Below are 18,880 nucleotides of genomic sequence, written 5' to 3'. Positions count from 1 at the left end.
GTTTTAGGGGCGTAGTTTAATGGTAGAACAGAGGTCTCCAAAACCTCCAGTGTGGGTTCAATTCCTACCGCCCCTGCCAGAATAATAAGTAGTAAAAAATGTTGCTCTATATCCGGAGTAACATTTTTTTGTCTAAATGATTGATAGGGGAAACCAACTCTTTAGGGTTGTAAATATTCTACATAAGTTTATTTTCGACATGGATCAGGATATCTTTTGCTCGTGAGATCCATTTTGGATCAATTGGGTCATCTTCCGCAGGGATCGGAGTGGTAAACTGATCTACCAAACCGCTGAATACACCAGCATCTCCATTTGGATCATTGGTACGAGTTCGAAATTCATGCTTGATGACAAAAGGTTTTCCGATTTGGACTAATGTATCTGGATCTCCGATATCCCCATTAACTTGATAGACAGGTACACGAAGAAAGTATCGATTCCCTTGTTCTTCTTCCCAATCTAAAGCTTTGTCAAAATAACCATGATCATATGTATAACCTCCACCTAAATGAAAATCATCTTGTTCTAATTTTTGAGATATCGTATCAAATTGCAGTTGTTTCCCTTCCATAGGGGAATCAATCGGTATCATGTGTATACTCCTTTCTGGTCTAGTGTTTGAAGTTTTATGTTTTCTCATACATAAAAGACACAGTAGAGCGTTTGTGTTTATAATGATAAGGGAAAATAGTGACTTCACTGCCAGAAATCAACGGAGAGAGATCACTACCAATAAAGGTATGAAGCTAACGTACAACTGGTATGGACATCTTTACAATGGCAAGATCGCTGAGAAGAATGTCCGAATTGACAATGAAAATAGATCTGCCATCAAGTATCTTCGGATAGGAGGCGGTCTTTTGGAGTATGAAGGGATCACCTTTCATACCAAGGGGATTTTCGAATCTGGACTAAAGTAAGAGAAAGGGCACTCGTCCGTTTCACCTAGTGTTTTTTATACGCTAAAGAAGGTGAGGACGACAAACTGGTGTCAATGGATATCGTCTAGTCACTGATTTTTACGTAAAATAGCTAACGATGAATAATTGCTATTATTTCAAATTGATTTATGCCTTTTCCAAAAATGGTATTGACTTTTTCGGAGAATATGGTAGACTATTCAAGTGTCTGATGAATGGCGGTTAAATTAAATGAACCACATAAATAGAAGGAAAAATACGTAATTTTTCATATGGCGGCATAGCCAAGTGGTAAGGCAGAGGTCTGCAAAACCTTTATCCCCGGTTCAAATCCGGGTGCCGCCTCCATCTCATATTTTAAAACGTGGGTAACTGCGTGAGCACGTGTCTAAACCGTTGTCATAAACGGGATAGGGCAGGTGCTTTTTTAGTTCGTGAAATAAAAGGTGAAAAACCCCTGTTACAGCTTGTCGCAGCAGAAGGTTTAAGGGGTAGAACTGCTGTAAACAGATGGATTAGTCTACCTGTTTTCTATCCAATTGCCGCCAGATATATACTAAAATAACAAATTCCCACTGCTGAAAAAAATAATTTGCTGTATAAAGGCATTAAAAATCCGCTGAAAGGTACATAGTACTCCAGCGGTGTTTTTTACCGTGAAAAGACTCAATGGTGTTCTATTTGCGTTATTCCGAAGGAAAGGATGTCAAATTTATGTGCATAAATATTATAATCGAGCCCGAACAGCCGCTTCATGGAAGCAGTTGCTCAGGTGTACTCCGTGTGGAGCACAGCTACAGGAGTTGTCCTGTGGGCTCTTGTGTGCTCAACTAGCGGCGTGGGGCGATCTTGCCCGTCACCTCTCCCGTTACCGGGTCGACGTAACGCTCGCTGCCCTTCTCGTCTGCGAAGAAGTAGGGCGTCGAGAACATGTCAGCCAGGGCGACGTTGAACCTCAACTCGGCAGGACCGAACTCGTCCACGACGGTGTGAACCAGCGTCTCACCGTCGAAGTGGACACCAGGAGCGATTTCAGCGCGAGCGGACACAGGAGCCTCCTGTAGGGGTAGGTTATGACTAACTTTAGTTTAATTTGTTTTCAGTATATTTTCAATGGGATAACGTTTAACTAGTGCGGATATTCGTTGGTATACACCGGTTTATATGTTAAACTGCAAATTTGCTCTCTTTCGTTTTGGGAAGCGATAAATAGATATAAATAGTGTGGTTGAGTGGCGAGTTAATTACGTTAGAAGACGTATGTAGAGTTTTTGCGGATGGGAAACCCTTAAATTCAGCGTGTTTATTACATTAGAACGAAATGTTTATGACGGATGTCTGTAAAACTTTTAAGCCTTGAGTAAACCACACGTTTTACGGGTAGTCATGATTAAAATAATATTCTGATCATTCCTGAATTAATTTGCTATATACTTCCACCCGTGTTATAATGACGCTATCCATCAGGGACCCCAAATTAAGTTAAAAATAAGTATATCTGTGGTGGGTTACTTTTGAGACTGTTTGGCAGACCTGATGGATTCCGTCTTTTAAAATAAACACACATCCAACTATGGATGTGTGTTTTTATATTTTGCAAGAAAGAAGGAATCCTCTTTCTGGGTTGGTATCAGCAAGACCATGTCTACTCGAGACATGATCTCCTTCAATTGGTGGGTTACTTTTGAGACTGTTTGACAGAAAAAATTTTACGGAAAACGTACACCGTTCCAATGACCAGAGCTACTACGCCAAGCGGGAAAACCCAGAAGTACTCTTTGAGATAGGTGAGAACTCGACCAGTGAGGTCTTTGTCTGTCACTATCAATGAAACAAGAATACTGGGGAAGGTAGTAAAAAATATCCCTAACAGAGCGGCAAATATTGTTGTTGCCATTTGCAGCTTTGTGTCTGGCGTGGGAGAACTCTTAGCTTCCGTACCTTCCTTGACCTGAGTCTGCTCAACTCGTTGAAGATTTCGAACCAATTCAGGTTCAATATCTTCGAGGATCAGCTGGATCATATCAGACGGAATCTCCAAAACTTCTAAGAATCCTCTCGCTTCACCGCGGTCATTGATACCTTTGTCAATCATTAGGATTCCAAGCACCCCAGGAAGCCAGTTGCCTTCCTTATCGGTACAATTCTTCCTAACTTGAGCCTTGGTGAGGTTGTAACGCTTCAATGTGAACTTTTTCATGTGGTAAAACCCCTTATTAAGTTATAGAGGGATCACCAAACAAACAGTTTCAAGTAACTGCCAGTCTGGGTCCCTGTGTATGAGCTCAGAGCTGAAAACTGAGCATACATACACAGGGACCCAGACTTGTATTGAAGGGAAGGATTAGAACCTTCTGTGAAATACTATATCAATTGGAGTTGTATTTTTCAAATAATTACAACTCTAATTGGTAGTTTTTACAGAAATAGGTGCGAGGTTTTGAACGGAGAAATAAAATTTCTTAGCGTAGAAACTACGTTACAAGCTTAGTAAATATTTCGTCAGTAGATGAAAGTTTCTAAGACCCCTCACCTCTTCATGTAGATGGTTGGGGGGATCTTCTACACTTATCTGGACACAGAAAAATAGGTCACATACACTATGACCTAATACGGAAAATTAAAGCGGAATTATATAAGAGGGAGTTCATCGTGTTTAGACGACGAATTGGTGGATTATGAAGGAGTAAAGTAAGACCTTGTTTCTTCTTAAACAAAGCTCAATTTAAATAGTCAGTTTCACCAAGAAGAAGTGAAAAGGTGGTGGTCAGTGATTTAACTTATGTCTGAGTCCGATATAAATGGAATTACATATGAGTCCTGGTTGATCTTTTCAATTGGGGGATTATTGAATTCATGATAGGTTATCAGAAGAATAAAGAGTTGGTTGCGCGGTTTTTTGCATCGGTTCGGGGAGATTTTCTTCAACTACAAATGTTTCATATAGATCGAGGAAAGGAGTTTTAAAAACCAAGTCATCAAGGAAACATTAGAAACATTCAATATTAATCGCTTACTCAGTAGGAAGGGATGATGCTGTCACGGAATACACTTTAAAAATTATTAAAACGGAATTTGCACACCAAATGATTTTTGGCAGTTTAGAGCATCTAACCATCAGAATGTGAACTGGTTCAATAAATTCATATTAATAGAATATTAAGATAATATATTCGTTTCGGTGTTTAGTTTATCGATGAATATAAAAGTAGTCCCACATAGGTGCGTTGGTTGAACAGCGCACATTGGCACAGGAGTGCTCTTACTATGTGGGGACTGACCTTTTAGAGCTCTTTCACTTTGGCGTACTTCTCGGCGAGCTGAGAGTAGGATTCAGAAGTGCTGGTGTACATCTGCACAAGGTGATAGTCTGGTGCGTATCCATTCTTGGAGAGTTTGTACGCCTCTTCTGCCATCTCCTCAGCGCGGGAGAGGAAGTCTTCCACCTTCTTTGCATCAGCGTCCGTGAGGTTGTAAGCCATGTTGGTACTCCTTGTTGGAGAGGTCAGTGTTACAACTTGTAAACAGTATAATACAAATCATTATTTGGTGGGGTGTTTATTGAGAAATTATTCCCTTTGGAAATATTTCTGGGCGTCCTTTTATAGATTGGATGCCCAGTGTTGTTCAACTGACTCGAAGATTTTCGAAATCGCGACACTTCTTGCGCGTTTCTATCTTCCCTAAGAACCGTGATGTGACCACTTTCGACTTTGTGCGGTTCGAAGTTGACTCCTCGCGATCCCTTGTCAAGTGGGTAAAAACGGGTATATCCTACGTAGCGGATGTTCTCTTGCCCCTTCATCTGCCAAGTGCGGCACACAACGGTTCCATCGGTGTACGAGAAAACCGTGTCGTAGCAGATCACTCCAATCTGGTTTTCTCCTAATCGTGAAGGATGATGGGCGCGGTCTTTCCAGTTATCGGTGTAGTACATCACACCGGCGAGATGGTAGATGCTTTTTTCCTGCCCATGAGGTTCTTTCTTTGCATGATGGACATTCATCTCCGACAAAATTTTAAAATCTGGGTGTTGTGCTTTAAACGAGTACATGTTAAAATAGTTCAGTGGTAAATAAGTTCGATTGAAATAATTCGGTTACCTCTACATAACAATTTTGTTTGTAAGATTTCAAGTCATAAAAAATGCTTGACTTTTTATTATAAAAGAGTTATGATAAATTTCGTTGTTGAAAATCATATGGGCCCTTAGCTCAACTGGATAGAGTGTCTGACTACGGATCAGAAGGTTAGGGGTTCGACTCCTCTAGGGCCCGCCATTTTTCAACAACTTTATTTTTAAGACTAGTTAACCCAACAGTAATTTAAGGAAAAATCAAATATGGGCCCTTAGCTCAACTGGATAGAGTGTCTGACTACGGATCAGAAGGTTAGGGGTTCGACTCCTCTAGGGCCCGCCAAATAAAAAGATGAAAGCCTCGTGCTTTCATCTTTTTTTGTATTTATTTTTATAAGTCAACAAGATAGAAGCATGAAAGGAATTTTTAGAGCGTTTTATTTCAAAATGTTTGAGTGAGTATGTTTTATTTTCGGTGTTTTTTCTGGGATTATCCAGATTGGCTGGTTTTCTCTTAGAGGAGGAAAGCGAATTTATGTGCACATTAGAGGGAGATTTTCTCACAGGTTCTTTCTTTGTTTTATGGTCTCTGGTGTTTTCACAAGTGTAAATTTTATGTTTCCTATGTACAGACAAAAGTGGGAGCGTTGCTTTTGTAGTCATCACAGTTGGCAAAAAGGAGAGTTTTTTAGGAAATATGTAAGTTTTGGAAAGAAACTGATACATATAAATAAGAAAAATAAAGAAGATCAGGAGACAGACAAAAGTAGAAGTAATCCAATGTGTTCGATAAGATGATAGTTTCCCATAAAACAATGACAACATATAATGGGGACGTGTATTGTATTTTTTCATCCAGTCACTCCTGTTCATAACAATTTGTAACAATATAATACCATAAATTTGAAATTTCAGCAAAATGACACAAAAAAAAGAGGTTTCACACCTCTATTAAAAAGTAGATTCGATAATCCCTCCGCCCAAACATTTTTCTCCATCGTAAAATACGACAGACTGTCCAGGTGTAACAGCTCTTTCTTTTTCTGCATAATTTACTGTTACTGTTCCGTCTTCGTTTGGAATGACTGTGACAGGAACGTCTACTTGGCGATAGCGAAACTTTGCAGTACAGTTAAATGTTTCTTTCGGATGTTCAGCCAGTAACCAGTTTAGATGGCTAGCCGTAAGACCAGCGGAAAAGAGAGACTCATGATCTTGTCCTTGTACAACATATAAAATATTGTATTCAACATCCTTTTTTGCTACAAACCAAGGTTCCCCAGAACCATTCTCGAATCCGCCGATCCGCAGGCCTTGGCGTTGACCGAGTGTATAGTACATGAGACCGTCATGTGTTCCGATGCGTTTCCCTTCCATCGTCTGAATCTCACCAGGCTTCGCAGGAAGGTATTGACTAAGAAATTGACGAAAATTTTTCTCTCCAATAAAACAGATACCTGTGCTGTCTTTTTTCTTTGCGGTTGCGAGTCCTGCTTCTTCGGCAATTTTTCGTACCTCTGATTTTTGGAGGTGACCGATTGGAAAGAGGACATTATCTAGCTGCACATGATGTACAGCATATAGAAAATAAGATTGATCTTTTGTAGGGTCCAATCCTCTCAGTAGAGAAGAACCTTGATCACTATGATGTACTCTCGCATAGTGACCTGTTGCGATGTAGTCTGCCCCCAATTGTTTTGCTTTTTCTTGAAAATCTCCAAACTTTATTTCTCGATTACACATCACATCTGGGTTAGGCGTTCTCCCTGCTTTATATTCATCAAGAAAGTATTGGAACACTTTATCCGCATATTCTCTCTCGAAATTTACTGCATAATAAGGGATGCCAATTTGAGTAGCAACACGCCGTACATCTTCATAATCCTCTGTGGCAGTACAGTGTCCGAACTCATCGGTATCATCCCAGTTTTTCATAAATAAACCGACTACGTCATATCCTTGTTGTTTGAGTAAATAAGCTGTTACAGAAGAGTCCACTCCCCCAGACATACCTACTACTACACGAATTTTATTTTTGTCCATCTGTCATCACACATTCTATTATGATTTTCATTCATTATACGGCAAGACGACCTTTTACGCAAAATGTGACCAATCAAAGGTAATCATGGTGACGATGGTTGTCAAACCAAGTATGATCCAGTAAGCTTATAACAGCACTGTTGGGCGGTAGGGGGTAATATGAGATTTGTTAAGATTTTACTTTTCATTTTTGTCCTCTCTCTGACGGCTGGATGTTCACTTGTAATCGAACAAATTCAGCAAGTTACAGGGAATCAAGTGAAAAATGTAAGTGAAAAGAAAACGGATATTCGAGACAATGCAAATGAAGAGAAACAATTATATGAAGAAGGTTTTACACCTCCCACACCTTCCCCTGTTCTAAAAAATATATTAGAAGATAAAGGGAAAGGCAGATATGCTACTGTTCCGTATGAAGCCAGTAGCGTCAATCAAGCTTTGCAAGTTATGCCTGAGGGATTAGCAGAAGATGCTGTTTACGCCTATTTACTTGGATTGGTTGGACAAAATTATAAAAATGATTTAGATAGCTTATCTTCGATGATCGGTCCAAATTACCAAGCCAAGATGCGTGTGATGGAGCATGGAGAAGCAGCTACTGTGCGGACAGGCGGAAGTTCGGCTACTCCTAAATCACCTAAACCTAGTAATGTTGTTATTTTAGTAGATGCTAGTTCTACTATGGCAGAAGATTTTAAAGGGAAATCCCGATATGAGTGGGCCAAGCAGTATACGTCTAGTTACATAAAGCTGCTTCCAAAAGATACTTTTGTATCTGTAAGACTTTTTGGACACAAAGGAGGGCCTCGTAAAAAAGATAAACAGGTCTCTTGCACGAAAACCCAACCTATTTATCAAGCAGGTCCTACACTAGTTTCAAAGCTGGAAGAAAACTTCGCGAAAGAAAAAGCAATCGGTTGGAGTCCATTGGTAGAAGCATTACATGCATCCATGATTGATCTTGCAAAACGGCAAAAAGCTAATAATGAAAATATCATTTATGTTTTGGCTGATAGCTCAGATACATGTGGAGCAGATTTAGAGCAGCAAATTAACGCGATGCGTGCATCCAAATTGGGTGTAATGGTTAATGTAGTTGGCATTGATGTTCCAACCAAAGATGAAAATGAGCTTACTCACTTAGCTGAAGCTACCGGTGGTGAGTATCAGCCAATGGATAATTTGATTGATTTGCAACAAATAGCCCGTGTGCATGCAAATGAAGTGAAACAAATCAATGAACCTTGGCAGTTACGGACTATCCAAAAAATGGTGAAGGGGTATCAAGTATCCAACGATAGACTTGATCTGAAATATCAGGAAATCGTTACAAACTTAAATCAAGAACACCAAAGATTATCCGATGCGAATACTTTGATCAAGAACCAAAAGAAAATTAATGCCTTAGAATACAAAAAGATCAAAGGTTGGATTGATAGTCGGTATGAGGGTGTAAAAGGGTTTACGGAACAAAAATGGCATGCGAAGGAAGCTGAGTTGGAACAATCATTTACAAATGCAATACAAGATATTGATCAAAAATGGAAACAAAGCAAAGAGAATCTGAAGCAATATGAAAAGCAGAAAAAAGGATTGTTAGACCAAGCTAAAAAAGTAATCGAAAATCCACCCAACAACAATTCTGAGGAGTAGAGTACAATGAAATATTCTTTAAAACAGGATGAACGTTTAGGTGTGATGAAACCTGTTTTATTTGTTCCCTACGAAGAACTCAGTGACCATGAACAAGCTGAATTTGAATTGATGTGTCAAAAAGTATGTGCAAAAATACCAGAAGCAATAAAAACATTCGAGCGAACATATATGGATTATTTTGAACACCTGGATCGAGTAGATGAGACAAGGTTTTATGACCTTATGGGCGAAATGAATGAAATCTCCAGTTGCATTTGCGATTTGAATTTATTGTACTTGTGGATAGAAGGTAATTTTCTGGCCAAAAGTGTACATGCTTAGATTTAAAACTACCCTTCGGGGTAGTTTTTTGTTCTGGATTGAAAAAATGGAAATTTTTATGTTATATGTGGCATAATGTATTTTTAAGATAGTTTTGCTCATGTGCAAAATAGAACAAACTAATTTCGACTTTTCTCATATGAATAGGGTAAACTCTAAAAAGGCCTATTTTTTTGTGACAACGTTAAAATTCGGCGTTAGATACATATGGTGTAGTACGACAGGAGGAATTAATAATGAAATGGATACAAGAAGCAGAATTAAAGAAGGATGTTTTTTTAAATAAATTAATAGATTTTTTGGAGATACCAAGTGTGTTGGATGATTCCACAGCAACAAAAGATGCTCCATTTGGAAAGTCGATCAACGATGCATTGCAGTTCATGCTGGAATTAGGAAAATCAGATGGATTCACTGTTAAAAATTTAGATGGATATGCAGGTCACATCGAATATGGAGCAGGTGAAGAGATTGTTGGTATTCTGACCCATATTGATGTCGTACCTGCTACAGAAGGATGGACATCTCCGCCATTTTCCCCAGAGATTCGCAGTGGAAAACTCTATGCTCGAGGAGCGACAGATGATAAAGGACCGACAATGGCTTCTTATTTTGCACTTAAAATCATTAAAGAACTGGGATTGCCATTGTCGAAACGCGTTCGTTTGATCTTGGGTACAGATGAAGAAACCCATTGGAGATGCATGGATTATTATTTGAAACATGAGGAGACTCCAACAGTCGGATTTACACCAGACGCAGAGTTTCCAATCATTACTGCTGAAAAAGGGTTTTTAGATGTACAATTTTCTGGCCCGCTAAAGGAAGGCAATGACAGTAGTGAGTGGATCTTACAAAAGTTTGAGTCTGGACAACGAGTAAACATGGTTCCAGAATACGCCACAGCTATTTTAGGCGGCAGTGGAGATGTATTTGAACTGAAGGAAGCATATCAAGATTTCTTAATGAAACATCATATAGAAGGATATGCGGAAGAAGCTGATGAACATCTCAAACTGGTTTTACATGGTCGAGCGCATCATGGTTCAGAACCAGAAAAAGGACTGAGTGCTGCTTTAGAATTAGCTAGATTTTTAGTCGCTTTACAACTAGACGGGCAAGGTCATCAATATGTACAAATGATAAACGATTGTTTCATAGATGGGATTTTTGGTGAAAAGCTAGATATGGTGACAGAGGATAATATTGTTGGGAAACTAACGGTGAATGTTGGTGTCTATCGATATGTACTTGGAAAAGAACAATACATTCGGGTAAATGTACGCTATCCCATACATGCAGATGGGAAACAATTGATTGAACAGTTAAAGGAAAAAATAACTCCGTTTGGACTAGAAGCCACTTCTGTCGATAATAAACCTGGGCATTCCTTTGACAACAATCATCCATTAGTTCAAACTTTAGCTCGTGTATATGAAGAACAAACAGGTAAACCTTCCCAGTCCTTAGCGGTAGCAGGTGCGACTTATGCAAGAGCACTTCCTACCTGTGTTGCATATGGTCCGATTTTTCCAGGGAAAGTAGAAACGGCACATCAAACGGATGAATATATCGATGTAGATGATTTGATTCGTGCGATAGCGATCTATGCGCAAGCAATTTATGAATTGGCAAAGTAAAAAAGTTTATGAGCGGCTTGAATTTCTTTATGGAATTCAAGCTTTTTTTGATATAGGCGTGAAGATATTTCCCTGCTACTGTATGTAATTTATTTTGGTCTGTTTGCGAACAACTGAAGAGTAGACCTAAACTAATGCCCATAAGGTAGAAGTTACTCAGACAAATTGAAGGAATATTAAAATTTTTAAAGTGAGACTGATTGAGTGTTGGCTTTGACTGTTTGTTATAAATGTTGACTTTCCCCCGTACTGGAAGGTATATACTCAAACAAACATACGAATTGGGGGATTACATTGTTTAGAATTAGTGAGTTTTCCATGTTGAGCAAGATTCCGTTGAAAACACTGCGATATTACGATCAAATTGGGATTTTGAAACCGGTAAAAGTTGATCAAGGCACTAGGTATCGATATTATTCCGCAGAACAGCTTTTTGAAGCAAATCGTATCCTTATTTATAAAGAATTAGGCTTTACTCTACAACAAATTACTCATCTTTTGCATGAAGATATTTCCTTGGAACAGATTCGAGGAATGTTCAAACTTAAAAAATGTGAAATCAAGCAGATGATTGAAATGGAGCAATCAAAATTAAACCGTATTAAAGAACGCATGAATTTGATTGAAGCTGAAGGATGTGCAGAGAAGGAGCAAGAGGTAATTATTAAAGCCATTAATTCACAACAAATTGTTTCGTTCTATTCAACTGGATCAACGGAAGACATACCGAGTCTTTTCAACACACTCGATCAATTATTAGAAAAACGACACCGCTCAATAATTACAGAACCGCAAATAGTTTTATGGAGAGAGTCGAATAACAAAGATGATGAGTTTGAATTGGAGGTTGGTTACGCTTATAAAGGAGACAGCTCTTTTCTTCCAGGAAACCTTAATATACAATCTTTACCCGCAGAATCATCCATGGCAACACTTCTCTTTCGCTCAGATTCGGCTAGGGCGTGTACTGCATGTGTTGATTTAGCATTTTGGATTGAGCGAAATGGATATCAGATCAAAATAGATCAACCTGGAAGAGAAGTGTATCTGCCGATGTCAGCGAATGAAGACATTCAATTAATTGAAATTCAAATTCCGATCGAAAGCGGGGAGAACAACCATGAAAAATAGAATGTTAGTTTATATACTTGCACTTGCCGTATTTCTAATCGGAACGATTGAATACATTATCACAGGTATTATACAAATGGTTTCTAGCGATCTCCATGTATCGACTTCTTCAACTGGATTGCTTGTAACGACTTTTGCTCTATCGTCGGCAATTGGTGCACCTATTATTATCGCTCTGACCATTAATGTAGACAGAAAAAAACTATTACTTTCTATGCTTCTTGTTTTTATCGCAAGCACTTTTTTATCCTTCTCAAGCTTTTCGTATGAAATGATGCTCTTTACACGAGTCTTACAGGGGGTCAGCGGGGGAATTGTAACAGTAGTTGCAATGGCTGTAGCTACACGCCTTGTTGAAAAAGATAAAAGAGGAAATGCGATAGGAATCATCTTGATGGGGTTAAGTAGTTCTCTTGTACTGGGTGTTCCAATTGGAACCTTTCTTAGCAGCATAATTGGATGGAGAGGACTATTTATCGCAGCTGGAGTATTGACACTCATACCCTTTATTTTTGTCTTTAAGAATGTCCCGTCTATAAAAGAAAAAGAATCTATCACAATAGGGAAGCAATTATCGGTATTAAAAAATAAAAAAGTTGTGATAACTGTGATCATCACGCTGTTTTATATAAGTGGATACTCAACATTATTTACGTACCTGACCCCTTTTTTACAAGGACAATCAAACCTTGTCATCGCGGAAATTAGCGGAGTTCTACTTCTAGCAGGTATAAGCAGTTTTTTAGGCTCGAGAGTAGGGGGGTTGACTGTTGATAAAAAAGGACCTAAGTTTACCATTTTTATAGGGTTGCTACTACAAGCTATTATGTTACTGCTGCTTTCTTTGATTGGTGGGCTATTATCTTTAGTTGGTTTCATTGCTGTTATCATGATTTGGATGTTGGCAACGTGGGGTACATCACCGGCACAGCAATTATATTTAGTGACACAAGTACCGAGATCTCCCGATATTGGTATAAGTGTAAACACGTCTTTCATTCAATTTGGATTCGCATTAGGTTCAGCATTAGGGGGATATGTAATAAACATATCATCTGTTTTGAATCTTGGTTGGATGGGATTAGGATTTGTGATTCTAGCTTTACTAATGGCGACAATTTTATTTGCTTTTGAGAGAGCCTCTAAAGATCTAGCTAATAGTAACACAAAGTAAGCTATGCTATTTAATCAAGCCCTTCTGTTGTTTTATTAGACGCAGTGATAGGTAAAGTAGGAAGCCAAAACCAAAGTCTTATCATAATATTCGAGAAGAGTTTATCATAATAGAAAAAATTAATGTTAAATCGTTAATTATAAACTTAAAGAAATAGAAGTTTCTAAAATTTCAGCGACGACAGATACTCCCCTTAAAAGTATCTGTCGTCGCTATGGTGGGTAATAATCAGTAAAATCCACTGTTACCCAAGCCCTTCCATTTCTTTCTCTGCTCGATGAAGAAGTCAGGGTCACGCATGATGCTCTCCAATCAGATGAAAGGACCTTTTATATAAATTTAATATATTTTTCTGATAATAATCAATAGAAAATAGAAAACGCTTTCATTTTTTTCCATACAAAGCCTACTTCGTTCATGAAGTGGGCTTTGTAGAAAATAAAGTATTTAAATAAGAATCTGCATCATTAAAGTTTTTAGGTAAGGGGTTTTTTACTTTTATTAGGATGTCATTCTTTTTCAATACAGAATATATCTTCAAAAATTGGTCTCTGCGATAAAGTGGTGAATTATAATTGTTCAGATCAATCGATGTACCATCATCGTAGCGGATGGTAAACAAAAGACGAAGATCATCTTGGGTATAGATGTTTTTATGTTCATTGATCATGTAGTCTAATTCTAATTGATTGATTTCATGCCATTCTTTTATTTTTGCATCTTCAATATCGAAAAAATTATTGTACGCAATTCCTTTTTGTGTAAGGAGTAAATAGTTATCAAAGCCAAGCAAGGTTAAAGGTCCCATGATGAGATAAAAAATGGAAAAGAAAATAAATCGAACTCGCAATTTCTTCGCATCAAATCGATGTTGAATAAAAGAAAGCAAAAATATAATCAACACAAAGAAAAATAAAAAAGATAATCCATAAGACAGATTAGTTCCAATAAGATAAACTTGATCTGGCTTTTGGTAATTCCATTGCTGCATAAGAATATACAGTACCCATAAAACAGCTGAGATAATGGTTGTGATAAGCAAGCTTCGCGCTGCTTTCGGAAATTTATTCCACATATTTAATGATTTGATCCCTCCTATATAATTGATTTTAAATAATGGGTAATTTTTTTTAGTTCTGTTAATAAGTAATCGATATCAGCTTTCGTTGTTTCTCTTCCTAGAGTAAATCGTAAACTTTGATAAGCATTATCCAAATCATTGCCCATTGCCATAAGTACATGAGAGGGGGCATGTTTACCAGCACTACAGGCCGAGCCGCTTGAAACATAGATTTGCTTTCGATTTAATTCGAGTAAGATCGCTTGTCCTTCTAACCTTTGAAAGCTTACGTTCAGATTATTTGGTAGACGATTCGTCGGATGTCCATTCAGAACAACATTATCCCCGAGTTGTTGCAATTGCTGCCAACAGTAGTCACGCAACTGACATTGTCGTATGCTCTCTTCTTCCAATTCTTCAGTCAAAAGTGATGCAGCTTTACCGAAACCCACAATTGCAGGTGTATTTAAAGTACTTGGACGCCAATTTCTTTCTTGCCCACCGCCATATAGCAACGGTTGAAGTCGTACTCCTTTTCGAACAAAAAGTGCCCCAATGCCTTTTGGGCCATATATTTTATGACTACCAGTCGATAATAGATCAACTCCCAAATCGGTAACTTTACAAGGTAACTTACCAAAAAATTGTACAGCATCTGTATGAAAAAGAATATCTTTTCCTTTTAACAAATACGAAATTTCTTTAATAGGTTGAATGGTACCTACTTCATTATTTGCAGCCATGACGCTGACCAATATGGTATCGGCTTTAATAGCTTTTTTCATATCAGATATACTGATTCGCCCATAGGAATCAACGGGCAGATAAGTTATCAAAAAACCGCTTTGCTCCAAAAAGCGACATGCTTCCAATACAGAGGGGTGTTCTATTGCTGTAGTTATGATGTGGTTACCGCGTTTTTTGTTATGGAGAGCTGCTCCTATAATTGCTAAGTTGTTAGCTTCTGTTCCACTGCTGGTAAACAAAATTTCTCTGGATGATGAAGCTCCTAAAGCGTAAGCTAACTGCTCTCTAGCTAGCTGTATATGTGTATAAGCTTGACTTCCCATATCATGGATACTGCCTGGATTTCCATAACGTTCTGAGAAAAAGGGAAGCATTGCGTTTAAAACTTCTTTTCGTACAGGACTAGTTGCACCATAGTCAAGATACAGAGCCATGTTCACCATCCATTCCTTATATAGACGATATCATTGTACTTCACGTTAACCATTATATCGAAAAGAGAACCGTACAGACTGATGAAATTTTTGTTGACATTATCTCAGATCCTGCGAAAATAAAAGTGATAGTTGTGTGAACAAATGATTTTTTTGTGAAGGGATGCACGAATATGACAGCAAGAGTGACAGATTTCCTAGTTATTGGCAGCGGAATAGCTGGATTAACTACTGCGTTATCGCTTGCACAGCACGGTCATGTGATAATTATCACAAAATCCAATGAAGAGGCATGTAATTCTTATCGAGCGCAAGGAGGTATTGCAGCAGCAATTGGTGACGAGGATTCTCCCGAATTACATCTGGAGGATACAATGCGTACAGGTGTTGGGCACGCAGATGGGAAATCTGTTGATATGCTTGTTCGTAAGGGACCTGAGATTATTTCGCTACTTGCAGATTGGGGGACACGATTTGATAGAGAAGGGGCCGAGTTTGCATTAGCTAAAGAAGGGTCTCACAGTAAAGCGCGTATTTTACACGTTACTGGGGATGCAACAGGAAAAGGAATTATGGACTCCTTATTGTTGTGCGCAAAGAAGCAACCTTCTATTTCATTTGTATCCCATACGATGGTAGTTGATCTCATCATGCAAAACGAGCAGTGTGTCGGTGCACTTACGGTAGATCAGGAAACAGGGGCAAATCGTTATTTTGCACGTTTTGGTGTTGTTTTGGCTACTGGTGGTTGCGGGCAAGTTTATAGATATACAACCAATGATATAGTGTCAACGGGCGATGGACTCGCTATGGCTTATCGAGCAGGAGCAGTATTAGCTGATATGGAATTTGTTCAGTTTCATCCCACTGCCCTGAACGTAGATCAAAATCCGATGTTTTTAATTTCTGAAGCAGTACGCGGTGAAGGAGCAATTTTGGTAACAGAAGAATGTGTCCCCTTCATGAAGAAGTATTCAGAGTGGGGTGATTTAGCTCCCAGAGATGTAGTTTCTCGTGCGATCTACCAAGAAACAAAGAATGGACATCAGGTCTATCTAGATGCAACTAGTATCAAAGGAAATTTTGAAAAACGATTTCCTACGATATTTGCAACTTGTATGCAGGTTGGAATTGACCCAAGAGTTGATCTGATCCCAGTAACACCTGCTGCTCATTTTGTTATGGGAGGAATAAAGACAGATCTATCTGGTCAAACGTCCATAAGCCGTTTGTTTGCATGTGGAGAAGTAGCTTGTACAGGAGTGCATGGAGCAAATCGATTAGGGAGTAATTCCTTATTGGAAGGAGCAGTGTTTGCTAGGCAAGTTGCTAAAAAGATAATCTCTTTCCCACCTCTTCTCTTTTCATCATGGCAAGAGGATGAAGTCTCCATAAGATTGTGCAATGATAAACAAAAAGAAGAAAAATGGAAACAACAAATCCAAGACATATTGTGGAAATATGCCGGGATTGTACGTGTGAAATCGGAGATGGAACAAGGTCTAGAGGAATTAATATCCATTTCTGAACAATTACCACCAACTTATTTAGAATCCCAAAATATGTTACAAGTTGCACAAATAATTATAAAATCTGCTCTTTGGAGAGAAGAAAGCCGGGGTGGACATTTCCGATCGGATTACCCTGAAACACTAGTAGATTGGGCTTTAAGACAGTATAAAGTGAAGGAGAAACTACAGCATGAACCCAATTCAATTGCGTCAATCCATTCGTGATATGTTGAACGAAGACATCGGGACAGGTGATATTACAACAGAATCGTTGGTAGAATCAAATCACCAAAGTTCAGCAATTCTTTTAGCAAAACAACCAGGTGTTATTGCTGGTTTACCAATTATTGCGCAAGTTTTTCAAGAGTTGGATCCCTTTTTTGATTTTCAGCCAGCTGTGGCAGAAGGACAACAAGTAGAAGTGTTTCAGACGATTGCAGTTATGACAGGTTCTACCAAAGCAATTCTCACTGCTGAACGAGTTGCCTTAAATCTTTTACAACGTATGTCTGGAATTGCTACACTCACCCGTCAGTTGGTAGATAAGTTAGATGGTTTATCCTGTCGTGTATTAGATACACGGAAAACCACTCCAGGATTGAGACAACTTGAGAAATACGCGGTGCGAATGGGCGGAGGTACGAATCATCGTTTTGGATTAAGTCATGGCGTTATGTTGAAAGATAACCACATTGCGTTTGCTGGCAGTTTAGAAAGAGCTGTCGAGAAAGTTCGGGAGCAAGTAGGTCATATGGTTCAAATTGAAGTAGAAGCAGATACATTGGAACAGGTTGCAGAAGCAGTGCAATTACCAATTCATGCTTTATTACTAGATAACATGGATGTACAGACACTGCGAAAAGCAGTTGCCATGATTGATGGAAGAGTTTGGACAGAAGCATCAGGCGGAATCACTCCTGAAACGATCCGTAGTATCGCAGAAACCGGAGTAGATGCTGTTTCTGTAGGCTACCTAACTCATTCTGCAACAGCGCTCGATATTAGCTTGGATTTTGTCGAAGAGGGGACAGAAATAAATGATTAATATGCAATCTGATCTGCAGCTTCCAGAAGTTTATCGCCAACTTTCTGATGAGGAACTGGATCGACGAATTCAAAGTGCAAAAGCCATCCTAGGAAGCGATCTAGTTATTCTCGGACATCACTACCAACGCGATGATGTAATTCAATATGCCGACTTTCGTGGGGATTCGCTGAAGCTGTCGCAAATTGGTGCAAGAGAACGGGACGCAAAGGTTATTATTTTCTGCGGAGTTCACTTTATGGCAGAAACTGCAGATACATTAGCTGCAGATGAACAAATAATTATATTGCCAGATCTACAAGCAGGTTGTTCCATGGCAGATATGGCGGATATAGAAGATGTAGAAGAGGCTTGGGATTTATTAGTAGAAGAGTTTGGAGAGACAATCATTCCAGTCACATATGTAAACTCAACCGCTGCAATCAAAGCTTTCGTTGGTCGTCATGGAGGAACTACCTGTACTTCCTCTAATGCAAAAGAGGTGTTGACTTGGGCATTCAAGCAAAAGAAACGAATTTTATTTCTACCTGATCAACACTTAGGGCGTAATACGGCTTTTGGACAGTTAAATATTCCACTCGAACAAATGGTAATTTGGAGCCCTCATACTGCTAAACTGGAAGCAGTTAAAGGGGATTTACACGATGTGCGCATGATTTTATGGAAAGGTCATTGTAGTGTTCATCAAAAGTTTACTACCACTCATATTGAACAGGTGCGAAAACGTGATCCCGAAATAAAAGTTTTAGTCCATCCAGAATGTTCGTTTGAAGTTGTCCAACGATCCGATTTTAACGGCTCAACTGATTATATTATTAAAAAGATAGAGGCTGCTCCAGCTGGCAGCAAATGGGCGATTGGGACAGAGGTGAATTTGGTAGGACGTCTAGCAAAGGAACATCCAGATAAACATATTGAGCTATTAAGTACAACCATGTGTCCATGTCTTACAATGAATCGAATTGATCGTCCTCATCTTCTTTGGGCGCTAGAGAGTGTGGTAGAAGGAAATCCAGTTAACCAAATTGAAGTGGATCCAGAGATTATATATTGGTCGAAAATGGCATTGGATCGTATGTTTCAAGCGGGCAAATAAAAGAAACTAAAAAAGTTGGAG

16 protein-coding genes and 4 tRNA genes are annotated in these 18,880 nt (G+C 38.8%); 13 read left to right on the top strand and 7 right to left on the bottom strand.

Annotated elements, in window-relative coordinates; translation table 11 throughout:
• Window positions 1–5: 5 nt before the first annotated feature.
• Window positions 6–79 (top strand) — tRNA-Trp (locus GSM42_RS08900).
• 99 nt (window positions 80–178) lie between these two features.
• Here GSM42_RS08900 and GSM42_RS08895 read toward each other — a convergent pair.
• On the bottom strand, window positions 179–595 hold the full coding sequence (locus tag GSM42_RS08895) for a YugN family protein (protein WP_160801196.1): 417 nt from the start codon (window positions 593–595) through the stop codon (window positions 179–181).
• A gap of 73 nt (window positions 596–668) precedes the next feature.
• Between GSM42_RS08895 and GSM42_RS08890 the strand changes: the two genes are divergently transcribed.
• Both GSM42_RS08890 and GSM42_RS08885 read left to right on the top strand, forming a co-directional pair.
• The gene (locus GSM42_RS08890; RefSeq protein ID WP_160801195.1) at window positions 669–923 is read left to right on the top strand and encodes a hypothetical protein; all 255 of its coding nucleotides are present in this window, start codon (window positions 669–671) and stop codon (window positions 921–923) included.
• Window positions 924–1,197: 274 nt separating this feature from the next.
• A tRNA-Cys gene (locus GSM42_RS08885) sits at window positions 1,198–1,271 on the top strand.
• 482 nt (window positions 1,272–1,753) lie between these two features.
• Here the strand turns inward: GSM42_RS08885 and GSM42_RS08880 are convergent.
• From GSM42_RS08880 to GSM42_RS08870, 3 genes are all read right to left on the bottom strand, one after another.
• Window positions 1,754–1,972: a hypothetical protein gene (locus GSM42_RS08880; RefSeq protein WP_160801194.1), complete on the bottom strand. Its 219-nt coding sequence runs from the start codon at window positions 1,970–1,972 to the stop codon at window positions 1,754–1,756.
• Between the two features lie 629 nt (window positions 1,973–2,601).
• Window positions 2,602–3,123, bottom strand: a complete 522-nt coding sequence (locus GSM42_RS08875; RefSeq protein ID WP_160801193.1) for a hypothetical protein — start codon at window positions 3,121–3,123, stop codon at window positions 2,602–2,604.
• 1,084 nt (window positions 3,124–4,207) lie between these two features.
• Window positions 4,208–4,405: a hypothetical protein gene (locus tag GSM42_RS08870; RefSeq protein WP_160801192.1), complete on the bottom strand. Its 198-nt coding sequence runs from the start codon at window positions 4,403–4,405 to the stop codon at window positions 4,208–4,210.
• A gap of 721 nt (window positions 4,406–5,126) precedes the next feature.
• On the opposite strand from GSM42_RS08870, the gene GSM42_RS08865 reads away from it, so the two are divergent.
• Together GSM42_RS08865 and GSM42_RS08860 are read left to right on the top strand one after the other, a co-directional pair.
• Window positions 5,127–5,203, top strand: a tRNA-Arg gene (locus GSM42_RS08865).
• 64 nt (window positions 5,204–5,267) lie between these two features.
• Window positions 5,268–5,344, top strand: a tRNA-Arg gene (locus GSM42_RS08860).
• A gap of 608 nt (window positions 5,345–5,952) precedes the next feature.
• Here the strand turns inward: GSM42_RS08860 and mnmA are convergent.
• The gene (gene mnmA / locus GSM42_RS08855) at window positions 5,953–7,044 is read right to left on the bottom strand and encodes a tRNA 2-thiouridine(34) synthase MnmA (protein ID WP_160801191.1); all 1,092 of its coding nucleotides are present in this window, start codon (window positions 7,042–7,044) and stop codon (window positions 5,953–5,955) included.
• Between the two features lie 159 nt (window positions 7,045–7,203).
• Here mnmA and GSM42_RS08850 point away from each other — a divergent pair, with 159 nt between their 5' ends.
• The 5 genes from GSM42_RS08850 (at window position 7,204) to GSM42_RS08830 (ending at window position 12,966) form a co-directional block, all read left to right on the top strand.
• The gene (locus tag GSM42_RS08850) at window positions 7,204–8,697 is read left to right on the top strand and encodes a vWA domain-containing protein (RefSeq protein ID WP_160801190.1); all 1,494 of its coding nucleotides are present in this window, start codon (window positions 7,204–7,206) and stop codon (window positions 8,695–8,697) included.
• A 6-nt stretch (window positions 8,698–8,703) separates the two neighbouring features.
• Window positions 8,704–9,021: a hypothetical protein gene (locus tag GSM42_RS08845; protein WP_160801189.1), complete on the top strand. Its 318-nt coding sequence runs from the start codon at window positions 8,704–8,706 to the stop codon at window positions 9,019–9,021.
• A 236-nt stretch (window positions 9,022–9,257) separates the two neighbouring features.
• On the top strand, window positions 9,258–10,661 hold the full coding sequence (pepV, locus tag GSM42_RS08840) for a dipeptidase PepV (RefSeq protein WP_160801188.1): 1,404 nt from the start codon (window positions 9,258–9,260) through the stop codon (window positions 10,659–10,661).
• A 294-nt stretch (window positions 10,662–10,955) separates the two neighbouring features.
• The gene (locus GSM42_RS08835) at window positions 10,956–11,792 is read left to right on the top strand and encodes a MerR family transcriptional regulator (RefSeq protein ID WP_160801187.1); all 837 of its coding nucleotides are present in this window, start codon (window positions 10,956–10,958) and stop codon (window positions 11,790–11,792) included.
• Window positions 11,782–12,966, top strand: a complete 1,185-nt coding sequence (locus GSM42_RS08830; RefSeq protein WP_160801186.1) for an MFS transporter — start codon at window positions 11,782–11,784, stop codon at window positions 12,964–12,966. The genes GSM42_RS08835 and GSM42_RS08830 overlap by 11 nt, the downstream gene beginning before the upstream one ends.
• A 415-nt stretch (window positions 12,967–13,381) precedes the next feature.
• Here GSM42_RS08830 and GSM42_RS08825 read toward each other — a convergent pair whose 3' ends face one another.
• The gene (locus GSM42_RS08825) at window positions 13,382–14,041 is read right to left on the bottom strand and encodes a hypothetical protein (RefSeq protein WP_160801185.1); all 660 of its coding nucleotides are present in this window, start codon (window positions 14,039–14,041) and stop codon (window positions 13,382–13,384) included.
• A 20-nt stretch (window positions 14,042–14,061) separates the two neighbouring features.
• Complete coding sequence (locus tag GSM42_RS08820; RefSeq protein ID WP_237446533.1) at window positions 14,062–15,207, bottom strand: cysteine desulfurase family protein; 1,146 nt, start codon at window positions 15,205–15,207, stop codon at window positions 14,062–14,064.
• Between the two features lie 173 nt (window positions 15,208–15,380).
• Between GSM42_RS08820 and nadB the strand changes: the two genes are divergently transcribed.
• Genes nadB through nadA form a run of 3 tightly spaced genes read left to right on the top strand, consistent with a single transcriptional unit; the run spans window position 15,381 to window position 18,859 of the window.
• Window positions 15,381–16,943, top strand: coding sequence for an L-aspartate oxidase (gene nadB / locus GSM42_RS08815; RefSeq protein WP_160801183.1), 1,563 nt, complete (start codon window positions 15,381–15,383; stop codon window positions 16,941–16,943).
• Window positions 16,909–17,763 carry a carboxylating nicotinate-nucleotide diphosphorylase gene (nadC, locus tag GSM42_RS08810; protein WP_160801182.1) on the top strand — a complete coding sequence of 285 codons (855 nt, stop codon included), beginning with the start codon at window positions 16,909–16,911 and terminating at the stop codon, window positions 17,761–17,763. Before nadB ends, nadC begins: the two co-directional genes overlap by 35 nt.
• Window positions 17,756–18,859, top strand: a complete 1,104-nt coding sequence (nadA, locus tag GSM42_RS08805; protein WP_160801181.1) for a quinolinate synthase NadA — start codon at window positions 17,756–17,758, stop codon at window positions 18,857–18,859. The genes nadC and nadA overlap by 8 nt, the downstream gene beginning before the upstream one ends.
• The last annotated feature ends 21 nt before the right edge of the window (window positions 18,860–18,880 follow it).

This window comes from Shimazuella alba (assembly GCF_009831235.1).
Lineage (GTDB): Bacteria > Bacillota > Bacilli > Thermoactinomycetales > Thermoactinomycetaceae > Shimazuella > Shimazuella alba.
Note: the sequence above shows the minus strand (reverse complement) of the source record. Positions and strands in the feature narration are given on the sequence as shown.

Coding starts and splice junctions, on each gene's coding strand:
- GSM42_RS08895 (WP_160801196.1), bottom strand. CDS start 595: ATGATACCGATTGATTCCCCTATGGAAGGGAAACAACTGCAATTTGAT.
- GSM42_RS08875 (WP_160801193.1), bottom strand. CDS start 3,123: ATGAAAAAGTTCACATTGAAGCGTTACAACCTCACCAAGGCTCAAGTT.
- GSM42_RS08870 (WP_160801192.1), bottom strand. CDS start 4,405: ATGGCTTACAACCTCACGGACGCTGATGCAAAGAAGGTGGAAGACTTC.
- mnmA (WP_160801191.1), bottom strand. CDS start 7,044: ATGGACAAAAATAAAATTCGTGTAGTAGTAGGTATGTCTGGGGGAGTG.
- GSM42_RS08850 (WP_160801190.1), top strand. CDS start 7,204: ATGAGATTTGTTAAGATTTTACTTTTCATTTTTGTCCTCTCTCTGACG.
- GSM42_RS08845 (WP_160801189.1), top strand. CDS start 8,704: ATGAAATATTCTTTAAAACAGGATGAACGTTTAGGTGTGATGAAACCT.
- pepV (WP_160801188.1), top strand. CDS start 9,258: ATGAAATGGATACAAGAAGCAGAATTAAAGAAGGATGTTTTTTTAAAT.
- GSM42_RS08830 (WP_160801186.1), top strand. CDS start 11,782: ATGAAAAATAGAATGTTAGTTTATATACTTGCACTTGCCGTATTTCTA.
- GSM42_RS08825 (WP_160801185.1), bottom strand. CDS start 14,041: ATGTGGAATAAATTTCCGAAAGCAGCGCGAAGCTTGCTTATCACAACC.
- GSM42_RS08820 (WP_237446533.1), bottom strand. CDS start 15,207: ATGGCTCTGTATCTTGACTATGGTGCAACTAGTCCTGTACGAAAAGAA.
- nadB (WP_160801183.1), top strand. CDS start 15,381: ATGACAGCAAGAGTGACAGATTTCCTAGTTATTGGCAGCGGAATAGCT.
- nadC (WP_160801182.1), top strand. CDS start 16,909: ATGAACCCAATTCAATTGCGTCAATCCATTCGTGATATGTTGAACGAA.
- nadA (WP_160801181.1), top strand. CDS start 17,756: ATGATTAATATGCAATCTGATCTGCAGCTTCCAGAAGTTTATCGCCAA.